Origin of the sequence: Embleya sp. NBC_00888 (assembly GCF_045207655.1) — a bacterium.
Lineage (GTDB): Bacteria > Actinomycetota > Actinomycetes > Streptomycetales > Streptomycetaceae > Embleya.
Map to the genome: position 1 here is coordinate 51,826 of NZ_CP108784.1, position 20,469 is coordinate 72,294.

Sequence of the window (20,469 nt, forward strand, 5' to 3'; positions counted from 1 at the left end):
CCCCGCCGCGTCAGCGGCGGGACCAGACTCGTTTTCATGGTGCAGGGGGAATGGTCGGGTGAGTTGATCGGGCCGGACGTGTGGGCGACGTGTCGGGAGCTGATCCCGGCGGGGAGTGTGTTCGCGTTCCTGGCCGAGCATCGCGAGGCGTTGTTTCCGGCGGTGATGTTCGCGGACATGTATCCGTCGGCGAACGGGCGTCCGTCGATGCCGCCGCAGGTCCTGGCGGCGGCGATCACGTTGCAGGCCCTGAACGGGCTCTCGGACTTCGACACCGTGCAGGAACTGCGGTGCGACCTGCGGTGGAAGGCCGCCTGCGGGCTCGGCCTGCACGACATCGCGTTCGACCCGTCGCTGTTGGCGTACTTCCGTCGCCGCCTGGCCCGGTCGGCGCGTCCGGACCGGGTCTTCGACGCGGTCCGCGAGGTCGTGCGGGCCACCGGCGTGTTGAAGGGCAGGCAGCGTCGGGCGGTCGACTCCACCGTCCTGGACGACGCGGTCGCCACCCAGGACACCGTCACCCAACTCGTCTCCGGAGTGCGCGCGGTGATCCGTGAGGTCCCCGACGCCGCGGCCGTCGCGACCGAACACTGCCGCGCCCACGACTACACCGACCCGGGGAAACCCAGGATCGCCTGGAACGACCCGGCCGCCCGAGCCGATCTGGTGGACGCCCTGGTCCGCGACGCGTTCCTGCTGCTGGGGAACCTGCCCGACCGCGAGCACGGCGAACGCGCGGCGAACGCGATCGGCCTGCTCGCGCTCGTGGCGGGGCAGGACGTGGAGCCCGCCGACGGCTCCGACGGCCGCGACGGCAGGTGGCGGATCACCCGGGGCACCGCCCCCGACCGCGTCGTCTCGGTCGTCGACCCGCAGTCCCGACACATCCACAAGACCCGCAGCCGCCACCAGGACGGTTACAAGGCCCACCTGGTCGTGGAACCCGAGACGCTCCTGTTCACCGCGGTGGCACTCACCCCGGGTTCGGGCGCCGAACACCACGAGGCGAACGTCGTCCTCGACCTTCTCGCCGACGAGCCGGACCCGGTCGACCTCCTGGGCGACACCGCCTACTCCACCGGCGACGCCCGCGCGGTCCTGGAGGCCGCCGGGCACCGGTTGTTCCTCAAACCCGCCCCGTTGCGCAGCGCGGTGCCCGGCGGGTTCACCCTCGACGACTTCGCCGTCGACACCACCGCCCACACCGCGACCTGCCCGGCCGGCCACACCGCCGCCCTGGCAGCCCCCGCCGGACAACACCGCCAACGCAAGGCGTTCTTCGGCGACCACTGCACCGACTGCCCGCTCCGAGGCCGGTGCACCAAGGCCGAAGCCGGGCGGACCCTCACCATCCGTCCGCACCACGACCACCTCGCCGCCGCGCGTCGACAGGCCGCCACCGACCTCCATTGGCAGGCCGAGTACCGGCGTTGGCGCCCACCGGTGGAACGCGCGGTCGCCTGGATCGTCGCCCGCGGCAACCGCAGACTCCGCCACCGCGGCACCGCCCCCAACGATCGTTGGCTCCACGTCCGCGCCGCCGCGATCAACCTGCGGACCCTCATCCGCCTCGGCCTCACCCACGACGGCACCACCTGGCGCCTGCCCACCACCGCCTGAGCGGGGCACAGCACCCGAAACGCGACCCGTTCCGCCACTGACGCGACGGAACCGGTCCCAAGATTTTCATCGACCTTCTAGGCCGCGTATCCAGTTGAGATCAACAGGTGCCCCGGCTGAGGGCGTTGACCCAGATCATCGCGGCGCGAAGGTGGAGGCCGGCGAGGTAGCTCTCGGGGGTCTTGTCGTAGCGGGTGGCGATGCCTCGCCAGGCCTTGAACCTGTTTATCAGGCGCTCGACGGTGTTCCGTTCCTTGTAGAGGTCTGCGTCGTGGCCGACGGGCCTGCCGCCCCCGGTGCCCTTCCTCTTGCGGTTGGCGGCCTGGTCCCTCTTTTCCGGGATGACTGCCTTGATGCGGCGTCTCCGCAGGTGGGCGCGGTTGCCACGGGACGAGTAGGCCTTGTCTCCGGCGACCGCGTCGGGCCGGGTGCGGGGACGCCCGACGGGCCCGCGGACCCGTACCTTCCCGAGGACGGGGACGAACTGCGGGCTGTCGGCGGCCTGTCCCGCAGTCAGGATCAGCGCCAAGGGCCGGCAGTTGCGGTCCGAGGCGAGATGGATCTTGGAGGTCTGTCCACCCCGCGAGCGTCCGAGCAGGGCGGCCCTCAGCCGGATCCGATGCCGGCGCCGGACACGTCGTCGTTCCTCCCGGTCCGGGTCGATTCCGGCTCCGTTCCCGCTTTGTTCCTCCGGATCGCCCCCTTTTGCCGGGCCTTCTCCTCCTCGGCGGCGGCCTTCTCCAGAGCGGTGAGCGTGTCCGGGTCGAGATGCATCCCGGCGGCGTCGTGGTGCGCCCGGACGGTGGTCGAGTCCACGCTCACCAGCGACATGTCCACCACGCCCCGCTTCGCGGCCTCCGCGATCAGGCCCTCCAACAGGGCCTCGAAGACACCGGCGTCCCGCCACTGCCGAAAGCGGTTGTGCACGGTCGGCCACGCACCGAACCGCTCCGGCATCTCACGCCACTGCGCACCCGTCCGAAACTTCCAGATCACGCCCTCGAACTGCTGCCGCAGCCGCTCGGGATACGGACCGAACCCACCGATCGGCAGATACGGCCCGATGAACTCCCACTCCACGTCCGTCAGTTGCTCTCGCGTCACAACAAGACCAATTACCAGACCAGGACCGGGTTGACGACGAATCCCACAGATCGATCACAACCCGATACACGCCCTAGTAGTGGTTCTTAAAGCAACGGCATTGGAAGGGATGACCTGGGGTGTGGTGTCACCGGGCCCGGAGCACCGTTCGACCGCTGATGAGAGGCCTGACCGCCACCCGACCGAGCGCAACGCCCGGCCAACGAAGGGTGGTTGGTCTGCGTCACGTGGACGCGCGCGTGCGGTGCGAAGGCTTGAGGCCGGGACCGGAACGACCCCCTGGGAGGGGTGCGGTGCTCGACACCGGCGACATCAAGTTCTTTCTCGGCCTGGACGTGGGCAAATCAGACCACCACGGCCACGGCCTCACAAGCGGCTGCCCAACAGCGAACCCAAACTGCGGGCCGTCTTCGACAAGCTCCGGACCAGGTTCGGCACCGTACCGGTGATCGTCGACCATCCCGCCTCGATCGGCGCCCTGCCGCTGACGGTGGCCCGCGACGCGGGCTGCGAGGTCGCCTACCTGCCCGGCCCGGCCATGCGCCGCATCGCCGACCTCCACCCGGGAGAGGCCAAGACCCACGCCCGCGACGCTCACGTGATCGCCGACGCCGCCCGCACCATGCCGCACACCCTGCGCGCCCTGGAGGCCACGGACGAGACCACCGCCACGCCGACCGTCCCGACCGGCTTCGACCAGGACCTCGCCGCCGAGGCCACCCGCACCAGCAACCGCATCCGCGGCCTGCTCACCCGGTTCCACCCCTCTCTCGAACGCGTCCTGGGCTCCCGCCTGGACCACCCGGCGGTCACCCACCTGCTGGAGCGGTACGGCTCGCCGGCCGCCCTGCGCAAGGCCGGACGCCGCAGACTCGTGACACTGATACGCCCGAAGGCGCCGCGCATGGCCGAACGCCTGGTGGACGACGTCTTCGACGCACTCGACGAGCAGACCGTCGTCGTCCCCGGCACGACCACCCTGGACACGGTCGTGCCCTCTCGAGCGCACGGTGGGCGGGGAAACCGGGAAACCGACCTACGCCTGGGGCGGGAGCCCACTCGCCTCGCCGCTTCGCGGGAAGGCGAGTGTGGGCGTCACCTCGAGGAGGTTGCCGGTGTGCTGAACACCCGGGTGGTGATCGGTGATCGATTGCCCGCGATGTCGACGGCCAAGACGTAGAGCGTGTGGGTTCCTGCGGTCGAGGCGGTGGGTCGGAAGCCGGCGCTGTTGTGTCGGGCGTCGAGTCGCTTGGATGAACCGGTGCTCGGCGGGACGTCGACCGTGTACTCGAAGTACGCGACGCGGTATCGGTTGTCGGTCGCGCGAAGCGTGACCGGGCCGCCCGTCGGGCCGACCGGAGAACTGCTGCTCGGCTGCCGTACGACCGAGCCATCGGACCAACGCAGCACGATATCCGTGGTGCCGCCCGTGGTGAACCGGCCGGGGACGATGTCGACGACGTCGGTCCACGCGCCGGCCGCTTGCCATATGACCGAATCGCCGAGTTCGCCTTGGCCGTTGCCGGGGTAGAGGTACACGCTGCCGGCGCGCCAGCGGACCAGGAGGTCCGCCCGGCCGTCGTTGTCGAAGTCGCCCGCGGTCACGTCGGTGGCGTCGCCCCAGCCGGAGGCGCCGGCCGGACGCAACTCGATCGGCGCACCGAAGGCGGGTACCGACGAGCCCGGATTCGTCATCGTCGGATGCAGCGTGACCCGGCCCGACTTCCAACGGACCACCACGTCCGCCTTGCCGTCGCCGGTGAAATCCTCGGCCGTGACGTCGACCGCGTCGCCCCACGAGCCCGCTGGCAACAACGGGACGGAACCACCGATCCCACCGTGCCCGTTCCCGGGGTAGAGGAACACACTTCCCGCCGTCCAACGCACCAACAGATCCGCCCGACCATCCCCGTCGAAATCGCCCGCCGTGATGCTCGCCGCGTCCCTCCAGGCTCCATCGGGGGAGGAGACCAAGGGGCTCGAACCGCCCAGACCGCCCCGTCCGTCACCCGGATACAGCACGACGTTGCCCGAATTCCAGCGCAGGACGACGTCGTCGACCCCGTCGTCGGTGAGGTCCCCGACGGTGAGGTCGACCGCGTCGATCCATCCGACGGTACCCGGGGGTGTGATCGTAACCGGCGCGGCGAATCCCGATCCGGTGATGCCCGCGAGCAGATCGACGCGTTGGTCCTTCCAGCGCAGCATGACGTCGTCCGTGCCGTCGCCGGTGAAGTCGCCCGCTGTCACCTCGCGTACGTCCGTCCACGCGTCGGCGGGACGCAAGGCGCGGGAACCGCCGAGTTCGCCTTGGCCGTTGCCGGGGTAGAGGTACACGCTGCCGGCGCGCCAGCGGACCAGGAGGTCCGCCCGGCCGTCGTTGTCGAAGTCGCCCGCGGTCACGTCGGTGGCGTCGCCCCAGCCGGAGGCGCCGGCCGGACGCAACTCGATCGGCGCACCGAAGGCGGGTACCGACGAGCCCGGATTCGTCATCGTCGGATGCAGCGTGACCCGGCCCGACTTCCAACGGACCACCACGTCCGCCTTGCCGTCGCCGGTGAAATCCTCGGCCGTGACGTCGACCGCGTCGCCCCACGAGCCCGCCGGCAACAACGGGACGGAACCACCGATCCCACCGTGCCCGTTCCCGGGGTAGAGGAACACACTTCCCGCCGTCCAACGCACCAACAGATCCGCCCGACCATCCCCGTCGAAATCGCCCGCCGTGATGCTCGCCGCGTCCCACCAACCCTGGTCGGCGGACACGAGTTGTACCGGATCTGCGAATTCGCCATGCCCGTCGCCCGGACGTATGTCGACGGTTCCCGACGGCGAGCGCAACACGAGGTCGTCGATCCCGTCGCCGGTGAAGTCGCCCGCCGTGTGGCCGACGCGGTCGAGCCGATCATTGGGCGTGGCGAGGCGCTGTTCGTCGAAGGTGACCAAGGGAGCGGCAGGCGGGATGACATCGTCGTTCCAGGTGAACTCGCCCACGTACATCAAGTGGTCCGACAGACTCGTCCCGTCGCGGAGCACGTCGACGACGTCACCGACGGCGGGATCGAAGTACGTGGCACTGCCAAAGATGTAGTCGAACTTGCGGGTGGCCGTGGTCTTCCCGCCGGCGGGCGGTATCGCGTGTTTTCCGGCCGTGTACTCACCCGAGCGGCAACGGGTCACGCTCGCACAGTTGGGCGCGAAGTGCTCGCGATCGCTCTCGTCGGCTTCCACCAGGTCACCGTTGCCGCTCTGAGCGGAGTAGAACCGGCCCATGTTCGGGTCCTGCGGGTCGGCGTTGAAGTCTCCGCCGAGGATGAGCGGGGAACCGGCGCCCCACGTCTTGATCCGGTCCGCGACGACAGGGGCTCCCTGGTCGGGGAGCAGACCGTCGAGGTGTGTTGCGCACACGAGGGCGGCGCGGCCGGCGGGATTGGCCTCGGCGCACAGCAGCGCGTAGTGATCCGCCGTCGGGTCGTCCGCCCGCGACGGATCGGCGGCCGGGAAGACGTGGTCGAACGTGCGGGCGACCGAGCCCTTGACAAGCATGCCGATCCCGGAGGGCGCGGGCGCGCTGCTGCCGATCCATTTGCCGCATCCGTAGTCCTCGCGGCGGGTCTCCAGCCACACCATCCGATACCCGGCCGTGTCGAGGGCCTCGAGTTGGCCACGGCACAGTTCCTGGAGCATGACGACGTCGGGCGCCAACCCGAAGATTGCCGCCTTCGCGCTGTTCGCCCAGGAGGCCGTGTCGAGGGTGGAACGACAGCCGGCTATGTAACCGCCGCATACGTTGTAGGTGATGACCCGGACCGGTGGGACCGTAGCGGAGCCGTGGGTGGCAGCAACGGCGTTGGGCGACAGCGTCGTTGCTCCGGCGATGCCCAATATCAGGGCGAGGAGGAGGTGGGCGAGGGTGACGGGGAGGGGCCGCGTGCGGGATACCGCCACCCTGGGCGCCGGTACGGAGTCCGGTGGCGAGGACCACGTCGGACAGGGCTGGGTCGACGATGACATCGAATGTCCTTCGGCTGCTTGGCGACAGTGCGTGCGCGTTCCCGAACTGGTGACCTGACTGCACGTCACCTACCGGATACGGGTAGCACCCTACGGCCGATCGGCTCGTGGAACGCGTCGGCCGGACGGCGGACCGAGTCGTCTCCCCCGAGCTGAGCTTGTCTTTCATGCTCCGCGTCGGTCTCGTTCGGCGACGCCCTCGGAGCGCACGGTTTTGCCCACGTCGTGGCGGGTGGCGGACTGTCGGTTCTTCGAGCCGGGCGGCCGTCCTGGGCGGGGCAGTGAAGGTTTGGGTGTACGGGCCGGCAGGCGAGGTGCGGGCGGAGGTTCCGGAACCGGCGGCCGGCCCGGGCAGGGTGCGTCGGCCGGTTTCTCCCAGGGGCGTTCCAGGTCGGCGGCGGGCCCGGCGGACGAGCCTGAAGTCGGTGTGGCCGGTTACCCAAAGAGCGTGCGCCAGGGCGAGGCCGATGTCGGTCAGCGGTCGATCACACCGACGAACCGCCGGTCCGGTGATCGCGAGGGCGCCGTCGGTGCGCTGGAGTCGCCATCACCGCCATCGACGACGGCACCGAACGCGTTACCGAAACCAGCCTCGACGCGATTCGTCCCCCACGGCCCCCACCCGAGCGCCCACGAACCGTCCCCGTCCAACCTGCGACACCCCAACCCACACGACCCGCCACACCCCAACTCGCCACGCCCGGGCTCAACACCCGATCCTGCGGCGCCCACAAGCATGCCTGGCCACCACGCAGTACTTGCTAGGGTCAACGATGCCCACTCGACCAACCGGTCGTGCTGACAGGTGTGTCAACGGATTCGCCCTACCGGAGGCAGTATGCGTCCCAGATCTCTGATCATCGCCCTGACCGTCCTGGCAAGCGTGCTATTACAACCGTTCCTCGCGTCGGCGGCACCCGACCGCCCGAACTCCGCGCCCACACAGACCCTTTCGGCAGCCGCTCAGGCCGGCGACGACTTGCGTTTTCTGGAGTACAACATCTGCGGAGGCGCGGGCAACTGCACCGACTTCATCAGCAATCCGGCCAACGAGTGGCGCGGTGAGATAGTCAACCGCGTAAACAGGATCACCAACGAGACCGAGACATGGGCGCCGGACGCGGTGTTCCTGAACGAGGTCTGCGAGGTGCAGTACCACGCCCTGCGCCCGCGCCTCGAAGCACTCGGCTACAAGGGCAAGTATCAGCGCACGACCTCCGATTCGGCGGGTTGCGCCATGACAGACGACACCTACGGCACGACCGAGGGCGTTGCGGTCTTCGTCAAGAGTGAGGTGCTCAACCCCAACGAGGCCGGACACGACCTCGGCACCCCCGACACCAAGAACGGCGTAGTCGTAGAGCGCTTCATCCTCCTGTGCGCGGACACGCACCTGCGCGGCCGGTTCACCAAGGTGTGCGCGACGCACCAGAGTGCCTATGGTGGCGCCCCGGCCCAGGTGAACGTCATCCGATCACTCACGGATCCTTGGATCGCGGCAGACCTGCCGGTGATCGTCTCCGGTGACGTCAACATCCTGCCGGGGGATCCGGCCCTGGCCACGCTCTATGCCCAGCCGCGCGGCAACGGGCAGTTCATCGAGGCCGACCAGACCACCCGGCCGGCCGGCGACACCCCGTGTGAGGCGTATCGCCAGCCGTGCGGGATCGATGAGTTCACGTATGACACCAAGAAGCCGGACCCGAAGAAGCTCGACTACATCTTCCTGAGCAAACGTCACTTCCAGGACGTCGGCGGCAGCGTGCTGCACTACGACGAGAAGGTTTCGGACCACGATGTGTATCGCGGCACCGCCCGATGGGCCGACTGCACGCCGCGCGTGTCGCTCGACCCGCGCGGGATGTGCGCCTCGTCCGTCTACCGGTTGGTCGATCGCACCACCGGCAAAGTCGCCTCGATAGCCGACGGGGCCGATACGGCGGGCGCCGGTGTGACACAACGGACGTGGACCGGAAGTGCGTACCAGCAGTGGACGATCAGCCCCTCCGGGAACGGATACCTCCTCGCGAATCGGGGCAGCGGACTGCTCCTCGACGGGCCTCAGCAGCCGAACGCCGTCGGTCGGCAACTACTGCAGTGGGGGCCCAACGGCGGAACCAACCAGAAATGGCAGATCACCTCGTCGGGTGACCAGGCGACCGTGAAGAACGTCGAGACCGGACTCGATGTCGCCGTGCGCGACGCCTCGCCTGCCGAGAACGCCGAGGTCGTTCAGGTCGCGGGCGGCACCCCGGCCGCTGCCCAGTGGCAACTGGTGCCGATCACCTACAAGTTGACCAACGTGCACAGCGACAAGGTCTTGGCCGTGGCCGGCGGGTCGATGGTGCGCGGTGGCACCGCGGTCCAGCAGACCGCGTCCCAGAGCGCTTTCCAGACCTGGCGGTTGGTCGCGCAGGGCGGTGGATTCGTGCTCGTGAACAAGGGCAGTGGATTCGTCCTGGACGCCCCGGAGCAGCCCGGCGCCGCAGGCAAGCAATTGGTCCAGTGGGGCTCGAACGAGGGGCTCAACCAACGCTGGACGATCGGTACGGGCAACGCCGCGGTCACGCTCACCAACGTCTCGACCGGCCTGGTCGCCGATGTTCGGGACGATTCCGTGGCGGACGGCGCCGACGTGATCGAGTGGTACGCCAACGGCGGCCCCAACCAGAAGTGGCAGCTCGCGCCCACGGCGTAGGCACAGGCGTCGCCCCGCCCACGATTCCACCGTGGGCGGGGCGACGAGCTCGCGCGACTGCGCGAGGCAGGCCGGGACGGCTCCCCCGGTGGTTGCCTGGGCTACGCGGAGCGCGACCGGGCAGGCCCCACGTCCCGACGCCGCCCACCCGGCTCGGGGATCGGCTGCGCCCGCCCCGACGGCGCGAGTCTGCCCCTCGTTCCCCCGGGCGACGGGCGGGCCGGGGCCGGTGTCGCCGACGTGGACGTTCAGGCACCGACTGTCCCGGGCCAGGACGAGGTGGGCGTCGCTGTGCGCGTGCGTGTGGGCGTTGGTGATCAGTTCCGAAACCGTGAGGAGAACGTCGTCCACCGTCAGCGGCGCGTTCTTCGTCCACGCCGGGGACGCCAGGTGCACGACCGTGTTCAGCGTCGTCCCGCCGTCACACCACCGGCGATGGGAAACAACCGCGCTCACCCCACCGCACACACATCCGCCATGGCGCTTTCTCCCCATTCGTACCCCCAGGAACACGCCTTCCTTCGTGTGCGTGCTCGTGCCCTGGCCGGCGTCGGCACGGTCGTGGACACCCGGCCCCCGACGCCCGCAGGCCCAGGTCCTCTTTCGACGTGCGTCCCTTGACCGTGCCCGCCTTCCCGCCGACCCTGCGCTCCTCCGACCGGCCCACCTTCACCCGCACCGCCTGACAATCCCGACGTAACGCACCCGCAAGGCGGCGACGACCAGCCATGCCGTCAGTGCCCCTCCCCGAGCCGACAAACGCCGCCAGAAAACGGCAGCCTCCTCCGTGGGACTGCCATCGGATGCGCGACCCTGTCGTCAGGGAACCCCAGGGCGTACCGCAAGCCGAGGCCGTCGTTGGGCCCGGCGGTGGTCCCGCAGCATCGACGCCACCGCCGAGCGCCCCGCCGCGCTCACCGGGGACTTGCGATGCCTGCAGACGTGGCACGTGCTGCCGGGTCAGGACGCGGGAGGCCGGCGCGGGAGCCCGTGCCAGGGTGCGTTCGGCGTCTGCTCCGCACAGCACCAGGCTGGTGTGGGTGGTGGGGGCGTCCGCCAGGAGGCGCAGGTAGTCCAGCTCGGGGACGGCGACGCGCTGGACATCGTCGATCACGAGCACACCCGGGGGTGCGAGGGCGTCGAGGAGCGCGCGGTCGGCGGCGTCCGTGCGGTTCGTCAGGGAGGTGGCCGCAGGCCGAACGCCGTGAGCAGCGCGGCGCGCAACTGGGGCAGGGCCGGTTTCACCGCGACCAGCGCGCGGTGTACCGGGACGCGGCGCGGGAGCAGACGCAGCGCCTGCTGGAGCGCAATCGTCTTGCCGTGTCCGGGGTCGCCGTACACGCACACGATCCCGTGGGCGGCGACGGTGTGGACGAGGGCTACGGTGACCGCGCCGAGTTGGCGCGTCGACACCGGGTGCGCGCCGGGTGTGTACAGGCGCGCGCCGTGGGCGAACGGCGACGACCAGGTCGCGGTGGGGTCGGTCTCGGCCGCGGCCGGGGTGTGCTCGCCGGTGGGCGGCAGGGTGTTCGGTCCGCTCAACGCAGGCCGGCAGCCGAAAGTGTGCTGACGCGGTTCTCGTACCCGCGGCGGGCCTTGTGCTGCGCCGGGACCGCCCGGGCCCCTGGGTGCCGCCGAGGGGCCGGCAGCGGGCGAGGAGTCTGCGGTGGACTGCGGGCAAGGCGGTGACGCGCAGCGTGTAGCCCTGGCCGCGCCGTACCGTCACGCCGTGGCCGAGCGCGGCCCGCTCGGCGTCGTCCAGATCGGTGGCGTGGAGGAAGTCGGCGACCTTGCCGGGCATTCCGCCCTTGTTGCCCTTGGCCTCGGCGGCCCGCAGCCCGTCGTAGGTCAGTTCGCGCGGGAGGTCGCGTTGGACTTCGCCGGCGGCGGCGAGGGTCTGCACCATGAACTTCACGGTGGACAGCAGCTCTCCGGTCCGCGGGTGGCGTGCGGTGAGGTCCATCGCGGAGAACGCGCCGTCGTGGATGCGCAGGGCGAGACGATCGTGGTGCAGACGTCGAGCAGACGACATCGGCGCCGTCCCTTACTCCGAAGTGCACGGTCTGGCGCGGCTCTCGAAGAGGTCCTGGAGGAACGGAAGTGCGGTCTCGCGCAGGCGCCGACGGGAGACGAGGGAGCCGAGTTCGAACAGCCGGCTGCCGAGCCGGTAGTACTCGCCGGTGCGCTCCAGGATCGAACTCGCCGGCCCGGACCCCTACATCACCTGACACCTCCGCTCCGGGGGCGGCCCGTTCAGCCGGCCGCCGAAGGTGGGGGTGGGAGCGGCACCCGGCCGGGCGGATCATCCGCCCCCGCTCCCCCCACCAGGCGCAGTGCCGGCGCGTCGCGGTGGCGGCCGTGTCGTGGATGTCGAGGTCGGCCCGGCGTGTGAGGGCGCGTTGTTCGGCGGCGTTTTCCCGGGCGCGGTGCGCGTGGTGTTCGGCGTCGGGCACGGGTGTGCACGCCGAAGGATTCCGGAGGCCCTGTCCCTCGCTCGTTCGGCCGAGCGTCCGCCCCGGTCGGCACGCCTGCCCCCCGAGTGCGCCCACACGCCCTGCCACACCGGGCCCGGGTGCCCTCACAGTGGCTGGTGGTCGCCCTTTCGGCGCACCCTCGCGACACCGGGCGGCTCCCCGTGATCCGTCCGATGTCGACGATCCCGCACGCTCGGAAACGAGGCGGGCATCGATGCGACTCTCCGGGTCGATAACCCCGGGAGGCGCTCCTCGAGGACTCGACGCTCCGCGGGTTCCGGGTTCAGCGCCGGGTGCGGACGCACTCGGCGGCCCGTGCCCCACGTCCTTGGACGAACAGCCCCTGGTAGATCGCTTCGTGCGAGATCCGCATGGACTCATCATCGGGGAAGTCCGTCCTGAGTCGGCGGGAGATCTGCTCCGGGCTCCACGACGTCGCCCACCGACGGTCCTGACGGCGGGGCTTGTTCCGGCCCTTCCACCGCGGTGCCTGCGGCCCCACCGCAGGTGTCCCGTCTGGGAACCGGACCTCGCCCGCGAGGCGGTCCTGCACATACATGCGCAGCCGCTCGTCGGCCGCCGGCTTCGCGGTCTTGGGCCGCCGCGCCCCCAGCTCCGCCTTCCACTGCGCGGTCGACGCCCGGTACTCGAGCCTGGCGCCGCGCGTGGCTGCGTTGCGACGCAATTCCCGGGAGACGGTCGCCGGGTCCCGGCCCAGTCGGCGCGCGATCTCGCGGACCCCGTAGTCCTGGGCCTTGAGCAGCGCGATCTCCTCACGTTCCTCAAATGACAGGTACCGGCCCGACGGCGGGGCCGGCTGCATCGGCGGCATGCCGCCACCCTTGCGGAACCACCGCGAACCGACCGGGCCCGACACACCGCACGCGACTGCGGCGTCCTCGCTGGTCAAACCCTCGGCGATCCTCGCCCAGAACGCGCGCTCCACATCTCGCCGGGGCGGCGGACGACCCGGCGACCGCATCGCCGGACGCCCGGTGAACTGCGTGATCCAACCCACCGGCCTCCCCATGCAACACCTCCACATTCAGGTGTTGCAACGACCCTTTGAACCCAAGCAATACACGTCTGCGGATTTCGCGAAAGCCTGCGAACGGCACGGGATCCGGCGGTCGATGGGGAAGGTCGGATCGAGTTACGACAACGCCGCCGCGGAGAGCTTCTTCGCGACCTGCAAACGCGAAGTCCTCCACGGAGAAGAGTGGTTGACAGAGCATCAGGCACGAATCGACGTCTTCCGCTGGATCGCGTTCTACAACCACCGCAGGCGGCACAGCTTTCTGCGCTACGTCAGCCCGGCCGCCTTCGAGGCACAAGCGGCCAAGGCGGATATGGTGTCACTCGCCGCATGGAACCCCGTGTCCACCTTCCGGGGGAAACCTCACACCATCCTCGAATGACCCGCGACGTACGCCCACAACTGCAACGGCGACTGCGGCACCACCAACGGAAACCCACCCGACACGAACCTCACCCCGCCCCCTCCCCCACCGCACGACCGCACCATCATCCCCCGCCACCACCACCCGACGACGAACAAGCCCACAAACCCCGGCGCCACACCTCGACGACGACATACCGCGGCCGGCGCCTCCGAGGATCCTCAACCCAACGTCGTGCAACACCACACCCACACGAGACGCCACTCCGGGCCCGCACCGTCGGAGCGAACATGCCGGCGTACTCTGCCCGACCGCGGCAATGGCAACGGCAACGGCCCACAGGTTTTCCCAACGGAACCGACCATCCGTCCCGGATCCCGCAAAACCACAGACCACAGACCGGACAAAGCCGAACACGACAGCAAAACCACAGGTCACGCAATCAAGATCCGAAATCCCAGATCCTGCACAGCCACTGGTCAACACATGAACGATCGACAAGAACCTTCAAAGCAACCGGGACGGAGCACCCCGACAAGCCCGGGTACCGCCCGAAGATCACCACCCTCGACGGCAAACCATCCACCATGGACCGAACCGGCCCCGACGACCCTTGGACCGAGGTCGGCCGAACCGGCAACGGAAGCAAGAAGGACCGACCACAGTGATCACCGCATCACATCAAGATCAACACCCAGGCGACCTCATCCTCCGCCTACAGGTTTTCCCCACGGAACTGAACATCCGTCCCAGATCCTGCAAAACCACAGGCCACAGGCCAGACAAAGCCAAACAAGACAGCAAAACCCAGGCCACACAGCCAAGAACCAAAATCCCAGATCCTGCAAATCCACTGGTCAACACATGATCAATAGACAAGATCTTTCAAAGCAGCCGGGACGGAGCACCCGCGACGGCGGTGAACCGGTATGGCCTCGACGGCGCGTGCGCGCGCTGTCGAGGCCATACCCATCGCGACACTGCGGGTCGCCGAGGACACCGCTGCCCCGGCCCACGTGAAGGCCCGCCGCGACGGCGGTTCGTGCCGGGACTCGGCTCTGCCTGTGCGACGGCGCAGCGGGGCGGGTCGTTTCGGGTATTGCGGTTCGGTGGGTGAAGTCGCGATGCCACGATGGCGGCATGAGGCGACGATTACGACAAGTGGTGCGTGAGGGAACGATTCCTGTCGATCCGGCGGCTTGTCCTGTCGTGATCGATGCCGTGCAGGGCGCCGAACCGGGCCCGGGCTGGGGTGAGGCGTCGTCGGGCGGAGGCGGTCGATTCCGGCGCCGGCTCCGGCGGGTGTTCCGTCGGGTCGGGACGACGGTTGCGCCCGTGGGCGGTTCCCCTGTCGCTGCGGGCTGTGTCGGGGCGGGGCGGGACGCGCCGGAACAGGTTTCGGTCGGGGCGATGGACGGCGACGAGTTCGAGCGGCGCCTCGCGGTGCATCGTGCTTGTCGGGCGGTGCTCGAGGGCCGGCGCACCGCGGTGTATCGGCTGTTCGATGTCGAGGGTGTCCTGTTGTACGTGGGCGTCTCCGTGGATCCGAGGAAGAGGTTCCATGGCCATCGGTACGGCAACGGGCGGTCGAAGCCGAAGGAATGGTGGCCGCAGGTGGCGTCGACCCGTATCGAGTGGTTCGACTCCCGATCACGGGCCGAGTTGGCGGAGTCGTTCGCCGTCGTCACCGAACGCCCGCGCCACAACAAGGCCAAGTCCGGGGAGGCGGCCGCCCGCTGGTTCCGGCACCGTTGGTTGGAGGAACGCCTGGGCGGCGGACCTCGTCCGGAGCCGGACGCGGGGACGGATGCATGGAGGGCATGGGTCGAGTCCACCGCCGTGATCCGTGGCCACGAGGTGCCGTTCGGGTTGTGGTGGAGCCCGCACCGGCCGTGCGGCTGGCTGATGGCGGAACGCGCCGAGACGGCGCGCAAGCATGGTCGAACGCTTCCGGAGCACGCTGCCTGGCCGTTGCGGGCCGGGGAGTTGACGCGCCTGACGCGTCATCGTCACGGTCACTGTGAGCGTTGCCGGGCGCCGTACCCGTGCGCGGTGGTCCGGGCGGCCGCGGCGCGTTTCGCGGACGACCCGCAGTACGTGCTGCTGTGGGACCGGCCGGCGACGTCGTGAACGCCATGGCGGATCGGGGTGCCGCGCGGCGGTGGCAGAGAGTGTCGTGCGGCGGGCCGCCGGATCGGTGGTCGGGTGTTCAGGCGGGGGCGGGGGCCGGCGTGGGCAGGTGGTGGCGGCGGCCGGTGTCGGGATCGCCTTCCCAGACGTACTGCTCGTGTTCGGTGAGGGTGATGCCGTGGTCCCAGCGGCTGACGCTGCCGTGCGCGATCCACGCGTCCCAGGCGGTCTCGAATGCGTCGAACAGGTGCCGTGGTCCGCCCTGTTCGGTTCGGGCGCCGCCGTCGGGGAGCGTGGTGACCACGGCCCAGGACGCGACGCCGTCGTGGATCCAGGCGTTGACGCCGTCCTGATCGGTGTCGGTGGTGTAGACGACGTCGGGCAGGGCCATCCGCAGCGCCCACATCAGGTTCGCGTCGGTGCGCAGCGGGGTGATGTCGCGGTCGACGGGGCGAATGTGGTCGGGCGCGCGGCCGTTGCGCACCTGTGTGTAGGAGTGGACGGTGGCCGCGGGGATGGGGGTGCTGCGGTCGCTCATGAACTGGGCCAGGCCGTGCATCCAGCCGCGGGCCGAGCGGTGGTCGTCGGCGACGGTCGCCGCGAAGTGGCCCATGCGGCCGAGCGGGAAGACCAGGTCCCCGCCGGGGCGCAGTTGTTCGATCCACGCCCAGGGGACGTGTTCGACGGCGTAGGTGGCGATCACGCGGTCGTGGGGGGCGGTAGTGGGGTGGCCGTGGGTGCCGTTGCCGATCGCGACGTCGACGCCGCGGCGGGCTTGTGCGAGGTTGCGGATCGCGGCGCGGGCGAGGTCGGGCGAGGCCTCGACGCTGGTGACCCGGCCGTGGGGGCCGACGCGGTGGGCGAGCAGGGCGGCGTTCCAGCCGGTGCCGGTGCCCAGCTCCAGGATCCGGTGGCCGGGTTCGGCGTCGAGGGAGTCCAGCATCGTCGCCACCACCGAGGGGCAGGACAGTGACGAGGTCGGGATGCCGTCGGTGATCTCGGTGACGGTGGCGTCGCGGGGGCCGGCGTAGACGAGTTCGGCCCACCGGTCGGGGGTGGTGGCGCGGTCGACGGGGACGTACGCTTCACCGTCCCAGTCCCATATGCGATCCGGGGCGAAGGCGTGGCGGGGCGTCGCGTCGAACGCGGCCCGCACCCACGGTGCGTCCTCGGGCCACGCGTGATGGGCGCACATGGCCTCGTTCCACGCGCGGCGGCGGCCTTCGAGGACGTCGCTCACTTGTTGGGGTCCTTCTTGTGCCGGCCGTCCGGGGTCGGCTCGGGGGTGGGTTGGCCGTCCTTGTTACCCGGCGGCGGGGTTCCCGTGGACGGGTCGGGGGCCGGTTTGCCGTGCTCACCCATGCGTACTCGCCTCTTCCGGTCGTCACGGTCTGAGACCTCATGATGACGGCACGGCGCGGACCGGGGGACACGGTTCACCGGATTCGGTCCGTGCGGCGCGCCCGGGGCGGTCCTGTGCGGTTCGGTGTCACGTTCGATGTGCCGGTTTCCGCTGGGTCGCGTGCTCGAGGAGGGTTTCGAATTCCGGCGCGGGCCAGGGGCGTTCTCGGGACAGGGGCACGCGGTGCCGGCCGGTGGCGATGTCCTGGAGGAGGTCGGTCAGGGTGATGTCCGGCCCGACGTCGCGGGTCGTCTGGGGTGTGGTTCCGGTCCAGGCCCAGCGCAGGGTCGCGGCGAGGGCGTGGCGTTCGTCGGCGGGGGTGAGACGGATGTGGGTGTCGGGGGTGGTGCTCAGCAGGCGGCGGGCGACGTCCGGGGTGGTGGCGTGGTCCATGCCGCCGCGATAGGGGTGCGGCAACGGCAGCAGGGCGGGGTGGTGGGTGTATTCGTGGTCGACGAACGCCACGTCGTCGGTCGGACCGACCAGGACGTTCCAGGGTTGGAGGTCGCCGTGCCGCCACCCGGCCACATTCAGGCGCTCCAGCGCCGTGAACGCGCGGCGGGCGACGGCGAGCAGCCGGGCGGCGAAGTCGGGCGGGGGTTCGGGGACGCGGCCTCGGGTGCACCAGTGCCACAGGTCGACGCCGGGCAGGAACTCCATTGCGGTCCACACGCCGTCGCCGACCCGCCCGTGTCGGCCGTCGGCCGCGTGCAGTCCCTGGGAGTGGAGCAGCCGCACGGCGTGGACCTCGTGGAGCAGCAGGGTGGTGGTGGCCGGTTCGGTGGTGGTCTTGATCTTCCAGCGGCCGGCTCGCCAGGCGTGGGTGTGGTGCGCGGTCAGGGGGTGGGGCTCGTCGGCGACGTCGAGGGTGGTCAGTGCGGCGGCGAGCAGCGGGTCCATCGTCACATCCTCGCGGGTGTGGCCGCGGGATGCCGGGGGTCGGGGGTTTCGTGGGTGTGGTGGGTGAGGAGGCGGGCGATCGCGGTGGAGATGGGCAGGCCGGTCAGGGCCTCGATCCAGCCGAACTCGCCGGCGCAGTTGGTCTCCAGGTAGGTCCAGCCGTCGATGGTGACGAGGAAGTCCAGCGCGGCGTAGCGCAGGTCGAGTTCGCGGACGTGTTCCACGCAGGCGCGTTCGACGTCGGCGGGTGGCGTGATCGGGGCGTGGCGGCAGTCGGCGGCCGGGGCGGTGCGCCAGTCGAGGGCGTCGGTGGTGGTAATCGATGCGGCGAACACCCGGTCGCCGACGACGGTCACGCGGGCGTCGAACAGGCGGTTCTCGACGAGGGCCTGGAGGTAGTGCAGCGTGCCGGCGATCGCGGACAGGTCGTCGGAGTCGTGGAGGCGGGTGGTGGGGATCAGGGTGGTGTGGCGTTGGGTCAGGGCTTTGACCACGACCTTGTCGTGGTGTGCGGTGAGGAACGCGCGGGCCTGGTGCGGGTCGCAGGTGAACAGTGTGTCGGGTACGCGCAGGCCGTGGCGGGCGGCGGAGGCGAGCTGGGTGGGTTTGTGCTCGGACGCGTCGACCACGAGCGGGTCGTTGACCCACAGAAGCGGATGTGCGCGGAGCAGCCCCAGGAGACTGGTGGTGTTCTCGTCGGCGCGCCATCGCTCGTCGGGGTCGGGGTGTGTGTCGGGGCGGGTGGGTTTGCGCCAGTACACCGAGGTTGTGGGTCCGAGGGTCGCGGCGCGGTGGCCGTCGTCGATGACGGTGGTCCAGGTGCCGGCGGTGAACCGGCCGCCGGCGGTGACGGTTTCGCGCAGGCGGCCGGGGTCCAGGCGGATGAACGTGTCGCGGTCGAGGTGGCTCGTGACGAGGTCGGCGGTGAGATCGTCCTCGGCCGCGACGACGATCACGCGGGCGTCGCGACGGGGCATTACTTGGGGTCGTCCTTGCGGCGCACGCCGCCCTGGTCCTGGGTGCTGGTGTAGTTCGCCACGACCGCGGGATCGGCCGCCTCCACCAGCAGGCGGCCGTCCGCGACGACGTTCGCACCGGCCGGCGGGTCGTAGCGGTGCTCCGGCAGCGAGAGCGGGCGGGTGGTGGGTGCGGGAGCCGCGAGGCGGCGGGTCAGGAGCAGCGGGGTTGCCATGGGTGATCCCTTTCCTGTGTCGTCGGTGGTTGTTGTGTGGTGGGGGTGCTGTTGTGTTACCAGCAGACCGCGCCGCGGTGGGGGCGGGAAGGGTGTGTGCGGTTCGTGCAATCGGTGTGCGTGTTGTGCACGCGGCGTCGACGCTGGGTGATTCGCCGGCTACGGTGGGGGCGGACATCGTCTGCGCGCCCTGGGGGTCGTGATGGTCGAGCTCCGTCCGCCGTGGGACGCGCCGCGGGTGCGGCTGTTGGCCGCGCGCGGCGACGTCGGGGGCTTGGTGCGCGTCGGGCGTTTGGCGCGGAACTGGCGGCAGCGCGACCTGGGTTCGATCGTGGGTTACTCGGCGTCGACGGTGTCGCGCCTGGAGTCGGGCGCGCATTCGGGTCGGGACGTGGCCGTGTTGCGCAGGTTGGCCGCCGCGGTGGACATGCCTGTCGGGGTACTGGGCGCGGCACTGGGCGTGAGCGCGCCGCTACCGGCTAGGGTGGCCCGGACCGCCGTGCGGCGGGACGAGGAGGACGACTCGATGCGCCGACGCCGCCTGCTGACCGCCTCTCTCGCGGCCGTTCCCGTCACGATGCTCGGCGGGGTCGACCAGGCGCTCGCGTCGATCCCCACCCGCTCCTCCCCCACCACCGGGGGCGACGTCCTGGCCCGGCTTCGGCGTGCCCGCGGGTGGTACGACAGCGGCGATCACGCCCGACTGGTCGCGGCCCTGCCGGAGTTGCTCGCTGCCGGGCACACCCACGCCGACACCGCTCCCGGTGATCAGGGCGCGTTCGCGCGACTGGCCGCGTGCTACGACCTCGCGACCGAGACGCTCTCGAAGATCGGCCGGTACCAGCGGGCGCGGACCGCCGCCGACCGGGCGACGGTGTACGCGCACCACAGCGGATCGCCGCTGGCCGCCGCCTCCTCGGCCCGGATGCTCAGCATCGTGTTGCGCCACCAGGGGCAGGAGGCCACGGCGCAGCGGGTGACGCTGGAGGCGGCCGCGCGGGTGGAGGGCACCGGGTTGACCACGCCGGAACAGGCCGCCGCCTACGCGCAGATGCTGTGCACCGCCGCCTACACGTGCGCCGGTGCCGGGGACCGGGCGAACGCGTTGGAGTTGATGGCCGACGCCAAACGCGCCGTCCGGCGCGTACCCGCCGGCCCCGAGGCCAGGACGGTGTTCACGGTGACGCCCGCGTCGGTAGGGCTGTACGAGGTCGGGGTGCTGTACTCCCTCGGCGACGCCGGCGCCGCCCTGCATGCCGGAGGCCGGCTGCACCCGGGGCGGTTCCCCACCGCCGAGCGACGCGGACGCCTGCACACCGACATGGCCCGCGCGTGGTGGCAACTCGGCAAAGCCGAACAGACCGCCGACGCGCTGGCCGCCGCTCATCGGGAGGCGCCCGGCGAGGTGCGCGACCGGCCCTCCATCCGCCGCATCGTCACCGAACTCGCCGAGCGACACCCCAACACCATCGGCGTCCGAGACCTCCTCACCGCCACCAAGGCGCAGTGAAAGCATCACGCCACGCCTCCCGGGA

At 70.5% G+C, this 20,469-nt stretch carries 12 protein-coding genes and 5 pseudogenes; 6 read left to right on the plus strand and 11 right to left on the minus strand.

Going from position 1 to position 20,469, the window contains the following annotated elements; genetic code table 11:
• The first annotated feature begins 39 nt into the window (after positions 1–39).
• Entirely contained in the window at positions 40–1,620 is a 1,581-nt protein-coding gene (locus OG948_RS00235; protein ID WP_406300154.1) for an IS1182 family transposase, read from the plus strand.
• A 100-nt stretch (positions 1,621–1,720) separates the two neighbouring features.
• Here the strand turns inward: OG948_RS00235 and OG948_RS00240 are convergent.
• Positions 1,721–2,724: pseudogene (locus OG948_RS00240) on the minus strand (IS5 family transposase).
• A gap of 293 nt (positions 2,725–3,017) precedes the next feature.
• On the opposite strand from OG948_RS00240, the pseudogene OG948_RS00245 reads away from it, so the two are divergent.
• Positions 3,018–3,730 (plus strand): annotated as a pseudogene (locus tag OG948_RS00245) (IS110 family transposase); the annotation flags it as partial.
• 89 nt (positions 3,731–3,819) lie between these two features.
• Here OG948_RS00245 and OG948_RS00250 read toward each other — a convergent pair.
• Both OG948_RS00250 and OG948_RS00255 read right to left on the minus strand, forming a co-directional pair.
• Entirely contained in the window at positions 3,820–6,738 is a 2,919-nt protein-coding gene (locus OG948_RS00250) for an FG-GAP-like repeat-containing protein (protein ID WP_406292771.1), read from the minus strand.
• A gap of 165 nt (positions 6,739–6,903) precedes the next feature.
• A pseudogene (locus OG948_RS00255) lies at positions 6,904–7,183 on the minus strand (transposase); the annotation flags it as partial.
• A 393-nt stretch (positions 7,184–7,576) separates the two neighbouring features.
• Here OG948_RS00255 and OG948_RS00260 point away from each other — a divergent pair.
• On the plus strand, positions 7,577–9,436 hold the full coding sequence (locus OG948_RS00260) for an RICIN domain-containing protein (protein ID WP_406292773.1): 1,860 nt from the start codon (positions 7,577–7,579) through the stop codon (positions 9,434–9,436).
• A gap of 1,176 nt (positions 9,437–10,612) precedes the next feature.
• Here OG948_RS00260 and OG948_RS00265 read toward each other — a convergent pair.
• The 3 genes and pseudogenes from OG948_RS00265 to OG948_RS00275 all read right to left on the minus strand — a co-directional run.
• Complete coding sequence (locus OG948_RS00265) at positions 10,613–10,978, minus strand: hypothetical protein (protein WP_406292775.1); 366 nt, start codon at positions 10,976–10,978, stop codon at positions 10,613–10,615.
• Positions 10,975–11,630 (minus strand): annotated as a pseudogene (locus OG948_RS00270) (hypothetical protein). Before OG948_RS00270 ends, OG948_RS00265 begins: the two are co-directional and overlap by 4 nt.
• A gap of 566 nt (positions 11,631–12,196) precedes the next feature.
• A pseudogene (locus tag OG948_RS00275) lies at positions 12,197–12,742 on the minus strand (transposase); the annotation flags it as partial.
• Between OG948_RS00275 and OG948_RS00280 the strand changes: the two are divergent.
• Together OG948_RS00280 and OG948_RS00285 are read left to right on the plus strand one after the other, a co-directional pair.
• Complete coding sequence (locus tag OG948_RS00280) at positions 12,741–13,328, plus strand: integrase core domain-containing protein (protein ID WP_406292776.1); 588 nt, start codon at positions 12,741–12,743, stop codon at positions 13,326–13,328. The pseudogene OG948_RS00275 and the gene OG948_RS00280 sit on opposite strands and share 2 nt — an antisense overlap.
• Positions 13,329–14,720: 1,392 nt before the next feature.
• Entirely contained in the window at positions 14,721–15,440 is a 720-nt protein-coding gene (locus OG948_RS00285; RefSeq protein WP_406292778.1) for a GIY-YIG nuclease family protein, read from the plus strand.
• Between the two features lie 79 nt (positions 15,441–15,519).
• On the opposite strand, the gene OG948_RS00290 is transcribed toward OG948_RS00285, so the two are convergent.
• The 5 genes from OG948_RS00290 to OG948_RS00310 form a co-directional block, all read right to left on the minus strand.
• Complete coding sequence (locus OG948_RS00290; protein WP_406292779.1) at positions 15,520–16,680, minus strand: methyltransferase domain-containing protein; 1,161 nt, start codon at positions 16,678–16,680, stop codon at positions 15,520–15,522.
• Positions 16,677–16,802: a hypothetical protein gene (locus OG948_RS00295; protein ID WP_406292780.1), complete on the minus strand. Its 126-nt coding sequence runs from the start codon at positions 16,800–16,802 to the stop codon at positions 16,677–16,679. Before OG948_RS00295 ends, OG948_RS00290 begins: the two co-directional genes overlap by 4 nt.
• A gap of 127 nt (positions 16,803–16,929) precedes the next feature.
• On the minus strand, positions 16,930–17,742 hold the full coding sequence (locus OG948_RS00300; protein WP_406292782.1) for a hypothetical protein: 813 nt from the start codon (positions 17,740–17,742) through the stop codon (positions 16,930–16,932).
• A 2-nt stretch (positions 17,743–17,744) separates the two neighbouring features.
• Positions 17,745–18,719: a hypothetical protein gene (locus tag OG948_RS00305; protein WP_406292783.1), complete on the minus strand. Its 975-nt coding sequence runs from the start codon at positions 18,717–18,719 to the stop codon at positions 17,745–17,747.
• Entirely contained in the window at positions 18,719–18,934 is a 216-nt protein-coding gene (locus OG948_RS00310) for a hypothetical protein (RefSeq protein WP_406292785.1), read from the minus strand. The genes OG948_RS00305 and OG948_RS00310 overlap by 1 nt, the downstream gene beginning before the upstream one ends.
• A 202-nt stretch (positions 18,935–19,136) precedes the next feature.
• Here OG948_RS00310 and OG948_RS00315 point away from each other — a divergent pair, with 202 nt between their 5' ends.
• On the plus strand, positions 19,137–20,444 hold the full coding sequence (locus OG948_RS00315) for a helix-turn-helix domain-containing protein (protein WP_406292787.1): 1,308 nt from the start codon (positions 19,137–19,139) through the stop codon (positions 20,442–20,444).
• Positions 20,445–20,469 lie beyond the last annotated feature (25 nt).